Origin of the sequence: Actinotalea endophytica (genome assembly GCF_025717005.1) — a bacterium.
Taxonomy (GTDB): domain Bacteria; phylum Actinomycetota; class Actinomycetes; order Actinomycetales; family Cellulomonadaceae; genus Actinotalea.
Window position 1 is genome coordinate 38,408 of sequence record NZ_JAOVZU010000003.1, and the last position, 20,288, is coordinate 58,695.

Here is a 20,288-nt window from a genome sequence, read left to right on the forward strand (position 1 = left end):
GCCCTCACAGGATCGGCAGGTACCGCTTCAGCTCGAACGGCGTGACCTGCGATCGGTAGGCGTCCCACTCGGCCCGCTTGTTGCGGAGCACGAAGTCGAAGACGTGCTCGCCGAGGGTCTCGGCGACCAGCTCCGACTTCTCCATCACCGCGATCGCCTGGTCGAGGGACGCGGGCAACGGGTCGATGCCGAGCGCACGGCGCTCCGCGTCGGTCAGCTCCCACACGTCGTCCTCGGCACCGTCGGGCAGCTCGTAGTTCTCCTCGACCCCCTTGAGCCCGGCCGCGAGCAGCATCGCGTAGGACAGGTACGGGTTCGCCGCGGAGTCGACCGCGCGGTACTCGACGCGGCTCGAGTTGCCCTTGCCCGGCTTGTACAGCGGGACCCGGACCAGGGCCGACCGGTTGTTGTGCCCCCAGCAGATGTAGCTGGGCGCCTCCGCACCGCCCCACAGCCGCTTGTAGGAGTTCACGAACTGGTTGGTGATCGCGGTGATCTCCGCCGAGTGGCGCAGCAGGCCGGCGATGAACTTGCGGGCCGTGGCGGACAGCTCCATGTCCGCGCCCGGCTCGTGGAACGCGTTGCGGTCGCCCTCGAACAGCGACAGGTGGCTGTGCATGCCCGACCCCGGCTGGTCGGCCATCGGCTTCGGCATGAACGACGCGTACAGCCCCTGCTCCAGCGCGACCTCCTTGACCACGGTCCGGAACGTCATGACGTTGTCCGCTGTGGTCAGGGCGTCGGCGTAGCGCAGGTCGATCTCGTTCTGGCCGGGCCCCGCCTCGTGGTGGGAGAACTCGACCGAGATGCCCATCGACTCGAGCATCGAGATCGCGGCGCGGCGGAAGTCGTGGCCGGTGCCGCGCGGGACGTGGTCGAAGTAGCCGCCCGAGTCCACCGGGACCAGCGGCAGGTCCGGCTCCGCCGGGCTCTCGAACAGGTAGAACTCGATCTCCGGGTGCACGTAGAAGGTGAAGCCCTGGTCGCTGGCCTTGGCGAGCGTCCGCTTGAGCACCCAGCGCGGGTCGGCCGGCGACGGCTCGCCGTCGGGGGTCTGGATGTCGCAGAACATGCGCGCCGTGCCGTGCCGGTCACCGCGCCAGGGAAGCACCTGGAACGTCGACGGGTCGGGCTTGGCGAGCATGTCCGACTCGACGACCCGGGTGAGTCCCTCGATCGCGCTGCCGTCGAAGCCGATGCCCTCGCCGAACGCCGCCTCGAGCTCGGCGGGGGCGATCGCGACCGACTTGAGGATGCCGAGCACGTCGGTGAACCACAACCGGATGAAGCGGATGTCCCGTTCCTCGACGGTGCGGAGCACGAAGTCCTGCTGCCTGTCCATGGACTCATCCTGCCGCACGTCGGGGCCCGCTCGGCACCCGGACGCGCGCACGGGACGGGCCCGGCTAGGGTGACGTCGTTCCGAGCACCTCCCGCGAGCTGGAGCGACCATGCCCACGACCGCCGACCGCCCCCGTCGCGTACGGGTGCACCACCTGCGCCAGGCGAAGGAGCGCGGTGAGCGGATCACCATGCTCACGGCGTACGACGCGATGGTCGCCGCGCTCTTCGACGAGGCGGGGATCGACGTGCTGCTGGTCGGCGACTCGCTCGCCAACGTGGTGCTCGGCCGCCCCGACACGCTGAGCGTCACGCTCGACGAGATGATCCACCACGCGCGTGCCGTGGCCGGCGCCGCGCAGCACGCGCTGGTCGTGACCGACCTGCCGTTCGGGTCGTACGAGGCCTCGCCCGAGCAGGCGTTCGCCTCGGCGACGCGGGTGATGAAGGAGTCCGGCTCGCAGGCGGTCAAGCTCGAGGGCGGCCGGCGTGTCGCCGAGCAGGTCCACCTGCTCACCTCGTCGGGCGTCCCGGTGATGGGGCACCTGGGCTTCACGCCGCAGTCCGAGCACGCGTTCGGCGGCAAGCGGGTCCAGGGTCGGGGTGACGCGGCCGCCGACGCGCTGTGCGACGACGCGCTCGCCCTGCAGGAGGCCGGGGCGTTCGCCGTGGTCCTCGAGATGGTTCCGGCTCCGCTGGCCGAGCGGGTGACCGAGATCCTCGAGATCCCGACGATCGGGATCGGTGCCGGCGCCGCGTGCGACGGCCAGGTGCTGGTGTGGCAGGACATGGCGGGGCTCGGATCCTGGTCGCCCCGCTTCGCGAAGCGCTTCGCGGACCTGCGTGGCGTGCTCGGTGACGCGGCCCGGGCCTACGGCGACGAGGTGCGCGCCGGGACGTTCCCGGACGCGGAGCACTCGTTCGACGCGTGACGGCCGCTGACGAACCCGCCGGTCGCGGGCCCGGGACCGAGGCCGGCGCAGGGAGCAGAGCCGGGCTGAACCTCGTCGCGGCGCTGGCAGCGCTGGCGGTCACGCTCGCGGGGCTCGCGCTCGTGGTGCCGGGGCCCTGGTCCGGGGTCACGCCGGTGGCGCAGCTCGTCGCGCTGCGCGGGCTGCTGGCGGCGGTCGGGCTGCTCGGCGCCGTGGTAGGCGCCGTCGTGTCGCTCCGTCTGCGCCGGCGCAGCCGCGCCGCGGCTCGGGCGTTCGCCGTCCTGGCGACCGGGCTCACGGTGTTCGCGGCCACCGAGGCCACCGTGCTCACCGCTCGCGGCACGACCGGGATGCTCGGCGCCGACCCGGCGCCGCTGGACGGCGACCTCGTCGTGCTCGTGCTCAACACGCAGGGTTCGCTCTCGCCCGAGCAGCTCGCCGCGTTCGTCGCCGCGCGCGGCGCGGACGTGGTCTCCCTGCCCGAGACCGACGAGCAGACGGCGCGCGGCGCCGCGGCCCTGCTCGACGCCGACGGCCGCGAGTACCAGGTGCTCGCGACCACCGGGACCGGCAGCCGGAACGGCACCACGTCCCTGCTCGTCGCAGCGAGCCTCGGTGCCTATCAGGTGACGGAGGCGGGGCCGGCGTCGAGCTTCACCGCGACGGGCAGCGGTCCGACCATCACCGCGGCGCACACCCTCGCCCCGGTGAACCCCGCCCTGACCGTGTGGCGCGCGTCGACGTCGTGGGTCGTCGACGCGTGCTCGGCCGCGCCGGGCGGCATCGCGGCCGGCGACCTGAACAGCACGCTCGACCACCCGATGCTCGCCGACCTGGGCGGCTGCGTGGACGTCGCGGCGCAGGCCGGCGTCGCGGGTGTCGGCACGTGGCCGGCGCAGCTCCCCAGGTCCCTGGCGAGCCCGATCGATCACATCCTCGTCGACCCGGACACCTGGGACGTGGTCCGCGCCGCGGTGCTCGAACCGCCGCCGGGCACCGACCACCGCGCGCTGGAGGCGGTCCTGGACCGACGGTGAGCGCGGGCCGGCAGGGGCCGGCAGGGTGAGCGCCGATCAGCGCCGATCTGCACGCGGCGCACTCACTCCTCGCGCCACTCCCGGTCGGCCTCGTCCCACGCGTCGCTGCGCTCGTGGGCCGTGCTGAGAGCCCGCTCGGCCGCCTCACGGGTCGGGTACGGGCCCATGAGCTTGTCCCAGGGACTCCGGTGGCCGACCTCGACCTGCCGCGTCTCGATGTTGAACCAGTACTCCGCCACGCGGACCTCCCGTCCCGTCGTGCGTCCACCCCGTATCCGTAGACTGCCAGCCATGCCAGCGCACGCATCCCGGGGCGCGCTCCAGCCGGGGACGGTCTCCCCCGTCCGTTCCGTTCCCGCGCGCATCCCCCGCCCGGAGTACGTGGGTCGCGACCACGAGACGATCACCGCGTCCGACGTCAAGGACGCCGAGACCGTGGAGCGGATCCGCGCCGCAGGGCGGATCGCGGCGCAGGCGATCGCCGAGGCGGGCCGGCACGTCGCGCCCGGCGTGACCACCGACGAGCTGGACCGGGTCGCGCACGAGTTCCTCTGCGACCACGGCGCGTACCCGTCGACGCTGCACTACCAGCCGCACCCGAACCAGGTCCCGTACCTGAAGTCGTCATGCACCTCGATCAACGAGGTGATCTGCCACGGCGTGCCGGACTCGACGGTGCTCGCCGACGGCGACCTCGTCAAGATCGACGTCACCGCCTACCTCGACGGCGTGCACGGCGACTCGTGCGTGACGTTCTTCGCCGGGGAGCCGTCGCAGGAGGCGCGGCTGCTGACCGAACGCACCCACGAGGCGCTGATGCGCGGTGTCAAGGCGGTCGCACCGGGCCGGGAGATCAACGTGATCGGCCGGGTGATCGAGAAGTACGCGAAGCGCTTCGGGTACGGCGTGGTGCGTGACTTCACCGGGCACGGCGTGGGCGAGGCGTTCCACTCCGGGCTCGTCGTGCCGCACTACGACGCGGCGCCCTACCACGACCGGGTGATGGAGCCCGGGATGGTGTTCACCATCGAGCCGATGCTCAACCTGGGTACGCCGGACTGGCAGATGTGGGACGACGGCTGGACCGTCGTGACCGCGGACGGGGCGTACAGCGCGCAGTTCGAGCACACCCTGGTGGTGACCGAGACCGGAGCGGAGATCCTGACCCTGCCATGAGCACCTCGAAGAAGCACCACACCGGCGCGTTCGGCATCGACATCGGCGGCAGCGGCATCAAGGGGGCGCCGGTCAACCTCAAGGCCGGCGAGTTCGCGGCGGACCGGGTCCGGGTACCGACGCCGCAGCCCTCGACCCCCGAGCAGGTCGCCACCGCGGTCGCCGAGGTCGTCGACTCGTTCGACCTGCCCAAGGACATCCCGGTGGGCGTGACGTTCCCGGCGGTCATCCAGCACGGGGTGGCCCGCAGCGCGGCGAACGTGGACGACTCGTGGATCGGCACGAACGTCGAGAAGGTCGTGGCCAAGACGACCGGCCGTTCGGTGCACGCGGTCAACGACGCAGACGCCGCCGGCTACGCCGAGACGCTGTACGGCGCGGCGCGCGGCGAGGCAGGCACCGTGCTGATCGCCACGCTCGGCACGGGGATCGGCACGTGCATGGTGGTCGACGGCACGCTGGTCCCGAACCTCGAGCTGGGCCACCTCGAGCTCGACGGGTTCGACGCCGAGTCCCGCGCCGCGGAGAGCGCGCGCGAGCGCGACGAGCTGTCCTGGGAGGGCTGGGCGGAACGCCTGCAGCGCTACTTCCGGCACCTGGAGGACCTGCTCTGGCCGGACCTCATCGTGGTCGGCGGCGGGGTGAGCAAGAAGCACGCGAAGTTCCTGCCGCTGCTCGACCTGCGCACGCCGATCGTCCCGGCCGAGCTCCGCAACGATGCCGGCATCATCGGCGCGGCCGCGCTGGCCGCGCACGCCGCGAAGGTCTGACGCTCCGCCGGTCCACACCCACGCCGCGGACGTCCGGCCCGAGGTAGCGCGCCCCCACAACGGGGGTCGGGAGCCTGTTCCCCGCACCTGCAACGGATTACGCTGGCCGCAACCGGGTTTACACCGGAGGTGTTCGGCGATGCCAGAACGCAACGACGCCCTCCCGCAACCGAGCAACCGGACTCCCGCCCACGCGTCCCCCTCGACCCCGACGCCCGGCGCAGCGCAGCCCGAGCCGGGTGCCGGACCGCCCCGGCCGCCGGGCGGACCACCGCTCCCGCCGGGGTTGCCGCCCCGTCCTCCCGGGGTGCCGTCAGGGACAGCCGCGCCACCCCCGACGGCGCCACCTGGGCGCCCGACCCCGCCGCCCGTGGACCTCCCGCCGTGGCCCCCGCTCCGGCCCGACTGGCCCCGCGCGAAGTCGCTCGTCCAGGGGATCCTGGCGTTCATCGGCGGCGGGACGGCTCTGCTCGCGATCGGCCTGATCCTCCTGATGGCGCGGTTCGACCTTCCCGCGGCGACGTTCATCGTGCTGCACTCCCAGCCGCTCAACATCGCTCTCGCCGCGCTCACCGCGATCGTCCCGGTCGGCCTCTACATCCTGCTCGTGATGTCTCCGCGGCTGTTCGCGCCGAAGGACGTCGAGCTCGAGCCCGACTCCATCGAGGCCCTGCGCCAGGCGGACTTCCGCCGCGCACTCGACATCGTCGGCGTCTCCGTCGCGTGGATCGCGCTCTACTTCGTCAACTACGTCTACAACTACGAGGCGCACGCCGCGGGCGACCGCGAGTTCCTGCTCTCCGCCGCCTACGCGGGCACCCTGCTGCTGTTCGCCGTCATCGGTGCCGGCGCAGCACTCGTCTTCCTGCGGCTCGCCACCGTGGTGCGGCGAGGTACCGCCCGCCCGATCACCGTGGCCCTGTTCCGCTTCGTGCGCGCAGGGTCCCGCGCAGCGCTCGTGCTCACGCTGGTCGCGCCGATCGGCCTGGCCGCAGCCCAGACGTACAGCGACTTCGCCGACCGCCCCGCACTCCTCGCGGTCTTCTTCAAGGACGAGAACGCCGCGGCGCTGGACCAGCACGACCCCACCCTGCTGACCGGGTACACCGTGCGCTGGATGGCAGCGGGCGACGGTGGGTACTACCTGCTTCCCGAGGACGCGCTCGGCATCGCCGTCGACGACGCGGGGGCGTACTCGATCGCGTGGGCCTCGACCACCCGGACCGGCCCCAGCGCGATCGTCTGGGTTCCGGGTGAACCGTTGAGCGTCGCCCGGTGCGACTTCGACCTCGCGACGTGCATCTGGACGCCGCGGGAGTTCGACGACCTGCTCGGCGGCCTCTGGGGCTTCGACCCTTCGACGTGAGCCCGGGCCGGCAGGGCCCGGGACGGACGACTGGTGGTGTGCATCGTGGACGACTCAGAGTTCCGTGCAGGGCTGGAATCGCTCGGCTCCCTGGCGACGGTCGAGTATCGCCAGAGCCTGGCCGACGTCGCGGACGCCCCCGACGCGGTCCACGCGGCGACCCGTCTCGGGCGCCTCGTGGGCGTGTCGCTCAAGGATCCGTTCGCAGAGTCCACCGTCGTGGACACGCCGTCGGCCCGGACAGGGGCGTACCGACGTTGGGACCTCGTCGCCAGCGAGCAGGAGTTCGACGAGCCCGAGCGAGCCGCCACCTGGCAGTACGCAGCACTCGAGGCGATCAAGGCCGAGGTGGCCGCCGAGGAGCCCCACGTGCGGGCGTGGTCCACGTACGAGTTCGCGGCCGACGCGGGGTGGGAGACCGGCTTCTTCGGGTACTTCGCTCGGGCGGTCCGCCGCTACATCTGCGGTGAGCCCGCGATCCGCGCGAAGGTCGAGGAGGCGATGTCGTCCGCCCGCAAGGGAGGTGTCGCCGTCGCCGAGCTCAGTCCCGAGATCGTCGTGGCGAGTGGCGGCGCCGCGCTCGCCACCTTCCTCGTCGCGAGCGTTCCGATCCTGGGTATTGTCGGGGTCCCCGTGATCGTGGCCCTCGTTCTCATCCTCTACCGGCTCGGGGTCGAGGGGTTCTGCGAGTGGTCCGACCACCTGCGGACCGACGAGGACGAGAAGAACTGAGGCGCAGCGGGGCCAAGCCCGGAGCGGCCGTGACTGCTGGCATCGACGTCGCCGAGTCGCTCTGACACATCGGATGCACGTCGTAGTTCTGTCACGTGAGTACCCAGACCCTGAGCGACGTACAGCGTTGGCCGGGCGTTGAGATCCAGGCCGGCCTACGGAGAGGCGCGTACGCGTGCTGAGGAGACGACACGTCGCACTCGCGGCCGTTGCCGCGTCTCTGGCCCTGAGTGCTTGTGTGCCGTCCGATCCCAGGGCCATGCCGGTAGGACTGCGGATGGAGTCCGGTGTCGCCGTGATGATCGTGGCCACGTTCTCGGCCGAGAAGCCCGAGTCGGCAGAGGTGTACAGCCTTTCCGACGGGTCGCACGGGGAGCCGCTCTGGAGTGGCTACGGATATACGGGCACGCCAGGGAACCTCGCCATCGTCAGATTCGATGAGCGCGACTGGGGCATCGCCACGGGCGACTACCGCGAAGCGGCGGAGTATGGGCTCGCGGTGCGGACAAATGCTCGCTCGTATGGCTCGGGCGTCGGCGGCGAGTTCTACGCGTCCCGCGACGATCTTGAAGCGTTGCCTGCCGACGCCTTCCTCGTTGACGGACAGCAGATGAGCGTGGAGGAGTATCTCGAGTACGTGGCGGCTGACAGAGCGTGTCCGTCGACGTTGCAGTCTTCCGGAGAACCGGGTCCCAACGGGTAGGTGGGATACACCACGGCCGCCACTGACCACACCGACGGTCGCGGTGATCTTCTGCCCACCGAGCAGGTGCACCGTGATCGCCCCGCCCTGGGTGCGCACCAACCGGTCCCTGCCCGCGCCGGCATGTCCCCCGACGTCGACGAACCACCCTCCCCGCGGCAAGTAGCCGAGAGCGTTCCTCCTACAGCACAAAGAGGAGACCTAGGAGGTGACCCACTCCGAGCAGGCTGCCAACGGATCCCACCGCAACGGCGACGGCCCCAAGTAGTCGCATCTGCCACGACTTCTCGCAGAACAGGATCAACCACACCCCGAGAGGAGCGCTGAGAAACGCCACTACAGGGTACGCGACGGCCAGCCACAGGTTGTGTGGGCTCGCCACCATCGACTGATGCAGGGCCAGCACCGCGACCGTGCCACAAACTACAATCGCGCGCAAAAGCCACGAGCCGCACGCTCGCACCATCCATGGCGGTCGGTCAGGGTTCATGAAGCAACTTCCTATGATTTGTATTGGCATTCACGTGGCTCATCCTCTCCACCGCTCACCAAGCGCTCCGGCGTTCGCGGCCTCATGAATAGCGGCCCTGTAGTCCTCGAGTGTCATGTCGGCTCCGAGGCTCTCGAACATGGAGTAGCCCAACACAATAGCGGGATCGTCGATGCTGCTCGTGTCATCACCGGCCCCTCTCGCGTGCGAAGCGGCGATCGCGTTGTCCTCGGAAAGTCCAAAACTGTCGCAGAGAAATCCGTGGGTGACATTGCCGAAGACGTCGTAGTTGACCTCGGACCCATCCTCCAACGCCAACCAGGACGACGCCTCATCGGTGACATCGAAAGTTTCGCCGAGTGGCACCTTGGCATCCCAGGGACCGCCCGGTCGGAAGTTGACACCCATCTTGGCGAGGCCAATCGTCATCTGTGCGCCGTCCCAGCTGGATGAGGCCCACCAATCGAGTTCTGCGATGTCGCCGACGTCGCCGCCAGCAGCTTTGATGGAGAGCTCTGCGGTGTAGTTCCAGGCCACTGGGCTCTCTTGACCGAAGTTGACGAAGCGTCGCGCGTCTGGCGTTCGGGCCCACCTCTGGAGGAGCGCGTAGGAAGCGGAGATCGCCCGCTCGCCGCTCCGGAACGATCGGAAGTCTGCCCGCTTGGACGGCCGCGGCGCGTCATCCGCCTGCGCCCCGCCAGTCGTCTCTGGCCCGGTGTATCCCTTGGAGTACCCGCCCCCGTCGAAGCGCATGTTCAGCAGCCCGGACGGGTCCCAGTTGGTGACGGGGTTGTTGTTGGCGTACGCGTACGCGGCCCACTGGTTCGGGTCGGCCAGGTTCATCACGGGGTCGACCGAGATGAACCGGGCGAAGAGCGGGTCGTAGTAGCGGGCGCCGACCGACACCAGCCCCGAGGCGTCGACCGGCTTGCCCAAGAACCCCTTGTCCGTGGGCCAGATCCCCCCGGTGGTGGTGCCGCGCTCGTTGCCCCACGGGTCCAGCCGGCGCACCACCACCGGCTCGGACGGGGTGGCCGCGTTGTTGATCGCCATCGTCGCGCTCTGATGGGGGTCGGACACCAACGACCACACCTGCGCCGGTGAGCCCCCGGTACGCACCGCGACCGCGACCCCGTTGAACGTGTACCTGCGCTGGACACTGACCACACCGTCGCTCGCGGTGATCTCCTGCCCACCGGGCAGGTACACCATGGTCGCCCCGCCCTGGGTACGCACCAACCGGTCCCCGCCCGCGGTGTACACGAACGACGCATCCACCCCGCCGCCCACCGCCGCGAGCTCGGAGATCTCGGTGAGCTTGCCTTCCGCGTCCCAGGTGAGGTTCTGGGTCGTCCCGTCGATCGTGCGGACCGTGAGGTTGCCGGCCTGGTCGTAGCTGAACGCGGCGCTGGCCGTGGCGGCGCCGGTCGTGGCCACGCCCGCGACCCCGTGCAGCGGCTCGCCGCTGGTGGTCGGGTCCCCGGTGGTCTCTCCACCGGCGGCGGGGTAGGTGTACGTCGAGGTGGCCACACCCGCGGCGGCGTGGTCCACGACCGTGGAACGATCACCGGACGCGGTGTAGGTGTAGTCCTGCCAGTACGGCGCCGGACCGCCCACATCCGACCACGACCCCGGCGCAGTGCACTCCGACCCGGCCGCGGTCCACGCCGAGGTCAACCGGCCCAACGCGTCATAGGCGTAGCACTGCCGGTCCCCGCTGACCGTGTCGGTCGCCGACGTCGGGTTGCCGAACTCGTCATAGGCGTAGGCCATCGTCAGATCGGTGGAGTACCCGCCCTCGGTCTGCCGGTTGACCGTGGTGGGGACTGCAGACTGCCGACCGCACCTCGCCGCCTGAACGCAGGCCAACACCCGGAGGGCGGATGAGTCGGCCGATACGCCGGGTTCTGTCCCTGCGCGGGGTTGCCCCCGCTCAGGTGGCGGCCATCCCTCTACGACGTACGTTGCCGCACGCCTCCAGCGGCCTACCCGGGAGCTCGGGCGAGCAGCCCTCGAACGCTCCCTGTCTGGCCTTGCTCCGGGTGGGGTTTACCGAGCCGCACCGGTCACCCGGCACGCTGGTGGTCTCTTACACCACCGTTTCACCCTTGCTCCCGACGCCGAGGCGTCGGGGGCGGTCTGTTCTCTGTGGCACTGTCCCGCGGGTCACCCCGGGTGGGCGTTACCCACCACCCTGCTCTGCGGAGCCCGGACGTTCCTCGGCGGAGTTACCTCCGACGCGACCGCCTGGCCGACTCATCCGCGGGTCAAGCGTACCCACCGGTCACAGGTCCGGCGGCACCCCGAGGCAGACGAGCTCACGGTCGCCGTCGGCCCAGAGCCGGAGGATCGTCACCGAGGCCGCAGGTATCCGCAGGCCGCCCCATGCCGGCGCGGGCATCGCCAGAGCACGCCCGACACCTGCCCGGATCGCCATGACGTGGGCCACCAGCACCACGCTGCGGCCGCGGTTAGCCGCACCGAGCTCGTCGAGCAGGTCGGTCATCCGGTCGCCGACATCCACGAGCGACTCGCCGCCCGGGGCCCGCAACACCGGGTCGGCGAACCAGGCGCGCATCGCCCCGGGGGTCGCGGCCTCGATCTCACCCGGCGTCCGGCCCTCCCAGTCGCCGAAGTCGCACTCCCGCGCTCGCGGGTCGTCGCGCAGGTTCGCGCCGAGCCGTCGCCCGATCGCGGTCGCGGTCTGCCGGGTCCTGGCCAGCGGCGAGCACACGACGGAGTCCGGGTGCGGCAGGTCCGTCCAGTGCTCGCGGCCGATCCGGAACACCAGGTCGGCCGCGCGCGCCGCCTGAACCCGCCCGGCAGAGCTCAGCGACGGTCCCGGTGCCGCCGAGCCCGACATGGTCCGTGCCACGGTCGCCTCGGTCTCGCCGTGCCGGACCAGGACGACGGTCGCCGGTTCCGCGTCGTCGAACCGCATGGCCGAGCCGGACGGCCGGCGTTCACGCAGAGGTGGCAGGGTCACCGTGCCGCGCCGCGCACGAGGATCCGGCCGCACTCCTCGCACCGCAGCACCTGGTCGTCCGGCGCGGCCGTGATCCGGGCGACGTCGCTCGGGTTGAGCTCCAGCCGGCACCCTTCACAGGTCCTGCCCCGCAGCGCCGCCACGCCGAGGCCACCGAGCTGTCCGCGGAGCCGGTCGTAGAGCGCCACGAGGCCGCTGTCCAGGCCGTCGGCCTTCTGCGCGCGCTGCGCGGTGACCTGCTGGGCCTCGTCGTCGAGCACCGCGATCGCGGCGTCGAGCTCACGCTGGGCCGACGCCAGCTCGGCGGCGAGCCGCTCGTGGGTGGCGCCGCGCTCGGCGAGCGTCGCCTCCTCGGCCTCGAGCCGCTCCATGACCTCGAGCTCGATCTCCTCGAGCGCCTCGGTGCGCTTCGCCAGGGCGTCGAGCTCGGCGGACAGCGCCTGGACGTCCTTCATGCTGCCGCCGGCCTGCATGCGGGCCTGGTCGCGCTCGGCCCGGGTGCGGACCTGCTCGACGTCCGCCTCGGCCTTCGCCAGCTCACGACGCACGTCGCCCACCGTGGTGCGGCCGGCCGCGAGCGCCTCGGCCGCCTCACCGACCTGCTGCTCGAGCTCCGCGATCCTGGCGCGCGTCGGGTGCGTGCGACGCGCGTGGTCGAGCTGCTGGAGTCGGGTGTCGAGCGCCTGCACCTCCAGGAGGCGGTGCTGGTCGGCCACGGGTGCAGTCGTCACTGGGGTTCTCCGGAAGGGTCGAGGCGGAACGTCCAGGGGTCGGTGCGCAGCGTGCTGACCCGGGTCTCCACCGTAGTGCCCCACCGCTCGGTCACGGCGGCCTCGAGCCGGCTCGCCGTGCCGGTGAGCCAGGGCCACTCGCTGGCCGCGTGCGAGACGTCGACGAGGTACGGCGTGCCGGTCGCGGGGTCGGAGCTGCCCGCCTCGAGCGCGGCGCGCTCGCGCAGCTCCGACGCCGGGTGGTGGCGCAGGTCGGCCGTCACGTAGACGTCCGCGCCGCTGGCGCGCACCGCGTCGAACAGCGAGTCACCTGCGCCTCCGACGACGGCGACGGTCCGCACCGTCGCGTCGGGGTCGCCGGCGACCCGGACACCGTGCTCCGTGTGCGGCAGGCCGTCGACGACCTTCTGGGCGAACGCGCGCAGGGTCGTCGGCCCGGCGAGCTCGCCGACCCGCCCCGTTCCGATCCCCGCGGGTGGCACGGCGAGCTCGATCACGTCGAACGCGACCTCCTCGTAGGGGTGCGCGGCGAGCATGGCCCGCAGGACGGCGGCCCGCGCCGAGCGCGGCGCGATCATCTCCAGCCGGTGCTCGGCGACGGACTCGATCGTCCCGGGCGTGCCGATCGCCGGCCGGGCGTCCGCCCCCGGCAGGAACGTGCCGGTGCCCTCGACCCGAAACGCCGCACGGGAGTACGCCCCCTGGTTGCCGGCCCCGGCGGCGGCCATCGCGTCCAGCACCGCCTCGGAGTGCGAGACCGGGACGAAGACCACGATCTTGTCCACCGCCGCTCCCGGCAGCGGGACCAGCGGGCGGGTACCGACCAGACCCATCAGGTCCGCGAGCGCGTCGGCCACGCCGCCCTCGGCGGCGTCCGCGTTGGTGTGCGCCGCGTGCAGCGCGCAGCCGCCGCGCACGAGGCGGTGCACGAGCGCACCCTTGTACGTGGTCGCGGCGACCGAGTGCACCGGCCGCAGGAACAGCGGGTGGTGGGTGAAGAGCAGGTCCGCACCCCAGTCGAGTGCCTCCTCGACCACGGCCGCGGTGGGGTCGACGGCGAGCATCACCTTGCGCACCGGGGCCGACGGGTCCCCGCAGACCGTCCCGGGCGCGTCCCACGACTCCGCGGTGGCGGGCGGGAACCAGGACTCGAGCAGGCCGACGACGTCGGCGAGGGTCGGGCTCACGGCCGCAACGCTACCCATCGGCGAGCCCTCGCTCTCCCGGCCCGGTTCAGCGACGGGCCCGGCCGGCCCGGATCAACGGGACCATGGCCCGTGCGCCGCGCACCGGGACGAAGTCGCGCGCGGCGTCGGCGAGCGCGCCGACCTCGTCCGGGGCGAGCACGATGTCGCCGGCCGCAGCGTTCGCCTCCACCTGAGCCTCGCTCGACGCCCCCGGGATCGCGACCACGCCGGGGTGGGCGACCAGGTAGGCGAGCGCGGCCTGCGACATCGTCACCTGGTGCGCGTCCGCCACCTCGCGCAGCACGGCCAGCAGGGCCGCAGCACGCTCGAGGTTCTCCGGCAGGAACAGCGGGTTGATCCGGCGGACCCGTCCCGGGGGCGGGTCCTGGGCGGAGTAGCGGCCGGAGAGCAGTCCCTGGGCGAGCGGGCTGTAGGCGATCACCAGCCGCCCGCGTTCCACGGCGTACGGCAGGAGGTCCTCCTCGGGCGCCCGCTGGGCGAGCGAGTACTGGACCTGGTTGGACAGCACGGGCCGCCCGAGGGCCGCCTCGGCGGCCTTCCACCGCTCGAGCGAGTAGTTGCTGACGCCGACCTGGTCGACCAGGCCGACGTCCTGCAGCGCGCGCATCCCGGGCATGGTGCGGTGGTCCCCGACCAGCGGGTTCGGCTGGTGGACCTGGTAGAGGTCGAGTCGCCGGACACCCAGACGCTGCGCGCTCGCGACACCGCGTTGCTCGACGACCGGCGCGATCGGCATCACCGGGAAGATCTTGGTGGCGAGGACGACCTCGTCGCGTCGTTCAACGATCGCCGCGCCGACCAGGTGCTCGCTGCGACCACGGCCGTAGATCTCGGCCGTGTCGATCAGGGTGACGCCCAGGTCGATCGCCCGATGCACCAGCGCAGCGGTGCGCCGTTCGTAGTCCACGCCGTAGCCCCACTCGGACGAGCCGAACTGCCAGGTGCCGAGGCCGATCACGGAGATCGGGACAGGAGTCGGGTCGCCGGGGCCGGTCGCGTAGCGCACCGCCCCAGTCAACCCCGCGTCGGGGCTGCCCGCGAGGGCTCGGGTGGGCCCGGCCGGTCTCGAACCGACGACCTCCGCGGTGTAAGCGCGGCGCTCTGACCAACTGAGCTACAGGCCCGTGCGGAGCCTACCGTCGCGGGCCACGCCGACCGGTGCCGACCAGCAGGTCAGGCCAGGTCAGCGGCCCTTGCGGGTCCCCAGGCGCGTGCCGGACCACTCCGCTCCGACGGCAACCGTGCTCATCGCGTGCAGGCCGGCCGTGGTGGCCGCCTCCTCGATCTCGGCGTGCGGCACGGCACCCGGGCGGCCGGCCTTGGGCGTGAACAGCCACACCAGCCCGCCGTCGTCCAGTGCCGTGAGCACGTCCAGCAGCATGTCGGTCAGGTCGCCGTCGTCGTCGCGCCACCACAGCACCACGCCGTCGACGACCTCGTCGAAGTCCTCGTCCTCGAGGGCCTGGCCGGTGGCGCCCGCGATGGTCGCGCGCACCTCCTCGTCCACGTCCTCGCCGTAGCCGAACTCCTGGACCACCTGGCCGGGCTCGAAGCCCAGCTGCTTGTGCGACTCGCCGTTCGGCGGGGTCGTTCCCACGGGTGCGCGTTCCTCTCGGTCTCCGGGCCGCGGCGCTCCCTGGTGGTGCACCGTTCCTGGGCCAAGCCCACAGCATCCCCCGTCGGCCTGGCAAGTGCCACGCTGTGTCCATGCCGACGCGTTCGGTGTGACACGACCCGCCCGCATGACGAGAATGGTCGGACGACCGCGAGGGCGCCGAACGCGTCCCGCGGGGCACAGAGACCGCGGGGCCGACCGGCAGCGCGCGGGACGCATGAGAGGTGAGGTGCCCTGGTGGCGAGGAACGAGATGACCGGGCCGCTGATCAATGGACTGCTCAGCCAGGTCCCGGACTTCGATCCCGAAGAGACCAACGAGTGGCTCGAGGCCCTCGACTCCCTGATCGACGAGCGGGGTGGTCCGCGAGCCCGCTACGTGCTGCTGTCGCTGCTGCGGCAGGCGCGGACGCGCAACGTCGCGATCCCGACCTCGCTGACCACGCCGTACGTCAACACGATCGGCGTGCACGAGGAGCCCTACTTCCCCGGGGACGAGCAGACCGAGCGGCTCTACCGCCGGCTGATCCGCTGGAACGCCGCCGTGATGGTGACCCGCGCGCAGCGCCCGGACATCGCGGTCGGTGGCCACATCTCGTCCTATGCGTCGGTGTCGACGCTGTACGAGGTCGGTCTCAACCACTTCTTCCGCGGCAAGGACCACCCCGGCGGTGGTGACCACGTCTACTTCCAGGGCCACGCCGCCCCGGGTGTGTACGCCCGGGCCTTCCTCGAGGGGCGGCTCACCGCCGACCAGCTCGACTCGTTCCGCCAGGAGGTCTCCTCGCCGCACGGTGGGCTGTCGTCGTACCCGCACCCGCGGCTGATGCCGGACCTGTGGGAGTTCCCGACGGTGTCGATGGGTCTCGGCCCGGCGTCCGCCGTCTACCAGGCGTGGTTCAACAAGTACCTGCAGATGCGCGGCATCAAGGACACCTCTCAGCAGCGCGTCTGGGCCTTCCTGGGCGATGGCGAGATGGACGAGCCGGAGAGCCGCGGCATGCTGCAGCTCGCGGCGCAGCAGGGCCTGGACAACCTGACCTTCGTCGTGAACGCCAACCTGCAGCGGCTGGACGGCCCGGTGCGTGGCAACGGGAAGATCATCCAGGAGCTCGAGGCCTACTTCCGTGGCGCCGGCTGGAACGTCATCAAGGTGGTCTGGGGGCGCGGCTGGGACGTGCTGCTCAACGCCGACAAGGACCGCGCGCTGGTCAACATCATGAACGAGACCCTGGACGGGGACTACCAGACGTTCCGGGCCAACGACGGCGCCTACATCCGCGAGCACTTCTTCGGGCGCGACCCGCGCACCAAGGCGCTCGTGGAGAAGATGACCGACGACGAGATCTGGGCGCTCAAGCGCGGTGGTCACGACTACCGGAAGATGTACGCCGCGTACGCCGCGGCCGTGGAGCACACCGGACAGCCCACCGTCGTGCTCGCGCACACGGTGAAGGGCTACGGCCTGGGTGAGTCGTTCGCGGGCCGCAACGCGACCCACCAGATGAAGAAGCTCAAGCAGGACGACCTCAAGCAGCTGCGCGACTTCCTGCACCTGCCGATCAGCGACGAGCAGCTCGCCGACCCGTTCAACGCGCCGTACTACCACCCGGGCATGGACTCCCCCGAGATCCAGTACATGCTCGCCCGGCGCAAGGTCCTCGGCGGCTTCGTGCCCGAGCGGAGAGTGCCCGTGAAGGCCGTCACGCTGCCCCCGGCGAGCTCGTACGACGTGCTCGCGAAGGGCTCGGGGAACCAGGCGGTCGCCACGACCATGGCCTTCGTCCGGCTCCTCAAGGACCTGATGAAGGACAAGGAGTTCGGCCACCGGATCGTGCCGATCATCCCGGACGAGGCCCGCACGTTCGGCCTGGACTCGATCTTCCCCACCGCGAAGATCTTCAACACGCTCGGCCAGAACTACGTCTCGGTCGACGCGGACCTGATGCTCTCCTACAAGGAGTCCCAGCAGGGTCAGGTGCTGCACACCGGCATCAACGAGGCGGGCTCGGCCGCGGCGTTCCAGGCCGTCGGCACCTCCTACGCCACGCACGGCGAGCCGATGGTGCCGTTCTACATCTTCTACTCGATGTTCGGCTTCCAGCGGACCGGCGACCAGTTCTGGGCGGCCGGCGACCAGATGACCCGCGGCTTCATCGTCGGCGCGACCGCCGGCCGCACCACGCTGACCGGCGAGGGCCTGCAGCACGCCGACGGGCACTCCCCGCTGATCGCGCAGACCAACCCCGCCGTCGTCCACTACGACCCGGCCTACGGCTACGAGATCCGGCACATCGTGCGCGACGGGCTCAACCGGATGTACGGCGACGACGGGCGCGACCCGAACGTCATGTACTACCTCACGGTCTACAACGAGCCGATGCTCCAGCCGGCCGAGCCCGCGGACGTGGACGTGGAGGGCATCCTGCGCGGCCTTCACCGGGTCCACCGCGCCCAGGGCGAAGGCCCGAAGGCGCAGCTGCTCGCCTCGGGCGTCGGTGTGCCGTGGGCCCTGGAGGCCGCCGAGCTGCTCGCGGCCGACTGGGGCGTGCAGGCCGACGTGTGGTCGGTGACGTCCTGGAACGAGCTGCGCCGCGACGGCGTCGCGACCGACCAGCACAACTTCCTGCACCCCGAGGCCGAGTCCCGCACGGCGTACCTGACCCAGAAGCTGCGCGACGCGCAGGGTCCGTTCGTCGCGACCTCGGACTACAACCACCTGGTCGCCGACCAGGTGCGCAAGTGGGTCCCGGGCGACTTCGAGGTGCTCGGCGCCGACGGCTTCGGCTTCTCCGACACGCGGGCCGCGGCGCGTCGCTTCTTCAAGATCGACGGGCCCTCGATGGTGGTCCGGACGCTCGAGATGCTGGCCGCGCGCGGCGAGGTCGGCGGCGACGTCCCGGCGCAGGCGATCGCGAAGTACGAGCTGCACGACGTCCGGGCGGGTCGCTCCGGCGCGGCCGGCGGCGACGCGTGAGTCGCTGAACGACCCCGACGGGGCGGTCATCCTGCGGGGTGGCCGCCCCGCGGCGTTGTCTCCCGGCGTGCGACGGCCGGGGGCGAGCGGCTACTCGGCCCGTCGCTCGGCGCGCTCGACGGCGGGACCGAGCTCGTCCTGGAGCGCGGCCACCGCGGCCTCGTTGGGGTGCAGACGCAACGCCTCGAGGTGGTGCCGCGCCTCGGCCGGCCGTTCGGCCTCGAGCGCAGCGAGCACGAGCTGGCGCCCGACGGCGGGATCCTGCTCGCGCACCCGCCAGTGGCCGACGCCGAGCCCGAGCGCCTCGACCGGCAGGCCCGACTCGCGGAGCACCTGCAGCCCCTCGGTCAGCGCCTTGCCCGACGGGTCGCGCTCGGCCGCGGTCGCGAGCCGGCGCAGTGCGCCTTCACGGTCGTCATCGACGGAGAGCCGGGCGAGCTCGATCAGCGGGTACCAGGCCTTCGGGTTGCCGGCCAGCTCCTCGGCGAGTGACCAGACCGCGAGGTCGGCCGCACGCTGGCGCTCCTCCGGCTCGGCCGGGGCGGTCAGCGGGTCCTCGGTCGTCGCCTCGGCGGCGTGCCGCCGCACGATCTCCGCCAGCGCGCCGAACGAGCGCGCATCGTTCGGGTCCGCCACGAGCCGGGCGCGCAGCCGGTCCTCCTGTGCCACTCCCGGCTTCGGCGCGGCCGTCGTGGGACGGCGGGTTCCGACGGTGGTGGCAGGGGGCGGGCCCAGGACGAGGCGACGCAGCCGTTCGAGCAGTGCCATGCCTCGACCATAGCCGCCGTGGGTGCGCACCACGCGGCGGCCAGGTTGCCGGGACGTTGCGGCGCGCCCGGCGGCCGCACCGTGCCGGTCGGGGGGGGGCGGGGGGGGGGGGGCGCCCCCCACCCGCCCCGGCGGGGGGGGGAGACCGCCCGCTGCGGCGCCCCCCCCCCCCCCCCCGCTCCCGTAGGTAGGCGATCCCGGCCTATGCTGCGCGCATGGCTACGACGGCGCAGCGGGACACGCACACGCTGCGTCGGCTGCACGACGGCACCGGGCTGCTGTCCGCGGCCGCGATGCGCAAGCTGGACGAGAGCCTCCCCTGGTACCGCGCCCTGCCCGCCGAGGACCGCTCGTGGGTCGGGCTCGTGGTGCAGGCCGGGATCTCGAGCTTCACGTCGTGGTTCTCCGACCCGGCCACTCCACCGCACGGCGCCGGCGAGATCTTCGCCGCGGCCCCGCCCGAGCTGACCCGCTCGATCTCGTTGCAGCAGACGCTCCAGCTGGTCCGGGTGATCGTCGAGGTGGTCGAGGACCACAGCGACCGGCTCGCCGCGCCGGGCTCGGAACGCGACCTGCGCGAAGCCGTCCTGCGCTACTCCCGCGAGGTCGCGTTCTCGGCGGCCGAGGTCTACGCCCGTGCCGCCGAGGTCCGCGGCGCCTGGGACGCACGCCTCGAGGCGCTCGTGGTCGACGCCCTGGTGCGCGGCGACGCCGATGACGCGTTGCGGTCCCGGGTCGCGGCGCTCGGGTGGACCGGCACCGGCTCGGTGCTCGTGATGGCCGGGACCTCGGGGCTCCTGGACGAGGCCCAGGTCGGCGAGCTGCGACGCACCGCGCGGCGCGCTGCCGGGGACGCGCTCGTCGGCATCCAGGGCGACCGGCTCGTGGTCGTGCTCGGTGGCGAGGGCGATCTGCGTGAGGCGGCCGCCGGGATCGTCGACCGCTTCGGTCCCGGGCCGGTGGTCCTCGGGCCCTCGGTCGGCAGCATCACCGACGCGGGCCGATCCGCGGCGGCGGCGCTCGCGGGCCTCTCGGCCGTGGCGGCCTGGCCCTCGGCCCCACGGCCGGTGCACGCCGACGACCTGCTGCCGGAACGCGTCCTGATCGGCGACGCCGCCGCCCGGCGCCGGCTCGTCGAGCAGGCCTACGAGCCGCTCGCCGCCGCCGGGGGCTCGCTCCTGGAGACCCTCGCCGCGCACGTCGAGCACGGCCGCTCGCTCGAGGCCGCGGCACGTGTGCTGTACGTGCACCCGAACACGGTCCGGTACCGGCTCCGCAAGGTCACCGAGGTGACCGGCTGGGACCCGCTCGACGCACGGGAGAGCTTCGTGCTCGCGATCGCGCTCGCCGTCGGACGGCTCGAAGCGGCACGGACGTTGTAGGTTCCGCACAAGCCTCGCGGGGTTTCTTGTGGCCGTCGTTGGCCGGAGATCCGGAGCGTTATGGGCAGAGTTGTC

Annotated in this window: 18 protein-coding genes, 1 tRNA gene and 1 other RNA gene; 9 read left to right on the plus strand and 11 right to left on the minus strand. The window is 72.1% G+C overall.

The annotated features are described in order from the left end of the window. Positions 1 to 4: 4 nt before the first annotated feature. The gene (gene glnA / locus OEB99_RS05715) at positions 5 to 1,342 is read right to left on the minus strand and encodes a type I glutamate--ammonia ligase (protein ID WP_263508928.1); all 1,338 of its coding nucleotides are present in this window, start codon (positions 1,340 to 1,342) and stop codon (positions 5 to 7) included. Between the two features lie 109 nt (positions 1,343 to 1,451). Between glnA and panB the strand changes: the two genes are divergently transcribed. Continuing rightward, complete coding sequence (panB, locus tag OEB99_RS05720; protein ID WP_263508929.1) at positions 1,452 to 2,273, plus strand: 3-methyl-2-oxobutanoate hydroxymethyltransferase; 822 nt, start codon at positions 1,452 to 1,454, stop codon at positions 2,271 to 2,273. Beyond that, positions 2,270 to 3,310 carry an endonuclease/exonuclease/phosphatase family protein gene (locus tag OEB99_RS05725; protein ID WP_263508930.1) on the plus strand — a complete coding sequence of 347 codons (1,041 nt, stop codon included), beginning with the start codon at positions 2,270 to 2,272 and terminating at the stop codon, positions 3,308 to 3,310. Before panB ends, OEB99_RS05725 begins: the two co-directional genes overlap by 4 nt. Positions 3,311 to 3,372: 62 nt before the next feature. On the opposite strand, the gene OEB99_RS05730 is transcribed toward OEB99_RS05725, so the two are convergent. Continuing rightward, complete coding sequence (locus OEB99_RS05730) at positions 3,373 to 3,549, minus strand: SPOR domain-containing protein (RefSeq protein ID WP_263508931.1); 177 nt, start codon at positions 3,547 to 3,549, stop codon at positions 3,373 to 3,375. Between the two features lie 43 nt (positions 3,550 to 3,592). Between OEB99_RS05730 and map the strand changes: the two genes are divergently transcribed. The 5 genes from map (at position 3,593) to OEB99_RS05755 (ending at position 8,057) form a co-directional block, all read left to right on the plus strand. Further along, complete coding sequence (gene map, locus OEB99_RS05735; protein WP_263509429.1) at positions 3,593 to 4,486, plus strand: type I methionyl aminopeptidase; 894 nt, start codon at positions 3,593 to 3,595, stop codon at positions 4,484 to 4,486. Then, entirely contained in the window at positions 4,483 to 5,256 is a 774-nt protein-coding gene (ppgK, locus tag OEB99_RS05740; RefSeq protein ID WP_263508933.1) for a polyphosphate--glucose phosphotransferase, read from the plus strand. The genes map and ppgK overlap by 4 nt, the downstream gene beginning before the upstream one ends. Before the next feature lie 370 nt (positions 5,257 to 5,626). Then, positions 5,627 to 6,622, plus strand: coding sequence for a hypothetical protein (locus OEB99_RS05745; protein ID WP_263508934.1), 996 nt, complete (start codon positions 5,627 to 5,629; stop codon positions 6,620 to 6,622). Positions 6,623 to 6,667: 45 nt separating this feature from the next. After that, positions 6,668 to 7,354: a hypothetical protein gene (locus tag OEB99_RS05750; protein WP_263508935.1), complete on the plus strand. Its 687-nt coding sequence runs from the start codon at positions 6,668 to 6,670 to the stop codon at positions 7,352 to 7,354. Positions 7,355 to 7,631: 277 nt separating this feature from the next. After that, positions 7,632 to 8,057 carry a hypothetical protein gene (locus OEB99_RS05755; RefSeq protein ID WP_263508937.1) on the plus strand — a complete coding sequence of 142 codons (426 nt, stop codon included), beginning with the start codon at positions 7,632 to 7,634 and terminating at the stop codon, positions 8,055 to 8,057. A gap of 529 nt (positions 8,058 to 8,586) precedes the next feature. On the opposite strand, the gene OEB99_RS05760 is transcribed toward OEB99_RS05755, so the two are convergent. The 8 genes from OEB99_RS05760 to OEB99_RS05795 all read right to left on the minus strand — a co-directional run bounded on the left by OEB99_RS05760 (position 8,587) and on the right by OEB99_RS05795 (position 15,069). After that, positions 8,587 to 10,320 (minus strand): RHS repeat-associated core domain-containing protein, encoded by a 1,734-nt coding sequence (locus OEB99_RS05760; protein ID WP_263508938.1) that lies wholly within the window; start codon positions 10,318 to 10,320, stop codon positions 8,587 to 8,589. Between the two features lie 107 nt (positions 10,321 to 10,427). Further along, an RNA gene (rnpB, locus tag OEB99_RS05765) (RNase P RNA component class A) lies at positions 10,428 to 10,806 on the minus strand. Positions 10,807 to 10,831: 25 nt separating this feature from the next. Beyond that, complete coding sequence (locus OEB99_RS05770) at positions 10,832 to 11,533, minus strand: histidine phosphatase family protein (RefSeq protein WP_263508941.1); 702 nt, start codon at positions 11,531 to 11,533, stop codon at positions 10,832 to 10,834. Further along, positions 11,530 to 12,264, minus strand: a complete 735-nt coding sequence (locus OEB99_RS05775; protein WP_263508942.1) for a zinc ribbon domain-containing protein — start codon at positions 12,262 to 12,264, stop codon at positions 11,530 to 11,532. Before OEB99_RS05775 ends, OEB99_RS05770 begins: the two co-directional genes overlap by 4 nt. Then, the gene (locus tag OEB99_RS05780; RefSeq protein ID WP_263508944.1) at positions 12,261 to 13,451 is read right to left on the minus strand and encodes a Nif3-like dinuclear metal center hexameric protein; all 1,191 of its coding nucleotides are present in this window, start codon (positions 13,449 to 13,451) and stop codon (positions 12,261 to 12,263) included. Before OEB99_RS05780 ends, OEB99_RS05775 begins: the two co-directional genes overlap by 4 nt. 46 nt (positions 13,452 to 13,497) lie before the next feature. Then, a complete protein-coding gene (locus tag OEB99_RS05785; protein WP_263508945.1) occupies positions 13,498 to 14,478 on the minus strand; it encodes an aldo/keto reductase in 981 nt (326 codons plus the stop codon). Between the two features lie 44 nt (positions 14,479 to 14,522). Then, positions 14,523 to 14,596: transfer RNA gene (locus OEB99_RS05790), tRNA-Val, on the minus strand. Positions 14,597 to 14,655: 59 nt separating this feature from the next. Then, complete coding sequence (locus tag OEB99_RS05795; RefSeq protein WP_263508946.1) at positions 14,656 to 15,069, minus strand: DUF3052 domain-containing protein; 414 nt, start codon at positions 15,067 to 15,069, stop codon at positions 14,656 to 14,658. A gap of 270 nt (positions 15,070 to 15,339) precedes the next feature. Here OEB99_RS05795 and aceE point away from each other — a divergent pair, with 270 nt between their 5' ends. Continuing rightward, positions 15,340 to 18,063, plus strand: coding sequence for a pyruvate dehydrogenase (acetyl-transferring), homodimeric type (gene aceE / locus OEB99_RS05800; RefSeq protein WP_411910670.1), 2,724 nt, complete (start codon positions 15,340 to 15,342; stop codon positions 18,061 to 18,063). Between the two features lie 90 nt (positions 18,064 to 18,153). Here aceE and OEB99_RS05805 read toward each other — a convergent pair whose 3' ends face one another. Further along, a complete protein-coding gene (locus OEB99_RS05805) occupies positions 18,154 to 18,831 on the minus strand; it encodes a hypothetical protein (RefSeq protein WP_263508949.1) in 678 nt (225 codons plus the stop codon). A gap of 215 nt (positions 18,832 to 19,046) precedes the next feature. Between OEB99_RS05805 and OEB99_RS05810 the strand changes: the two genes are divergently transcribed. Continuing rightward, complete coding sequence (locus OEB99_RS05810) at positions 19,047 to 20,213, plus strand: PucR family transcriptional regulator (RefSeq protein WP_263508951.1); 1,167 nt, start codon at positions 19,047 to 19,049, stop codon at positions 20,211 to 20,213. The last annotated feature ends 75 nt before the right edge of the window (positions 20,214 to 20,288 follow it).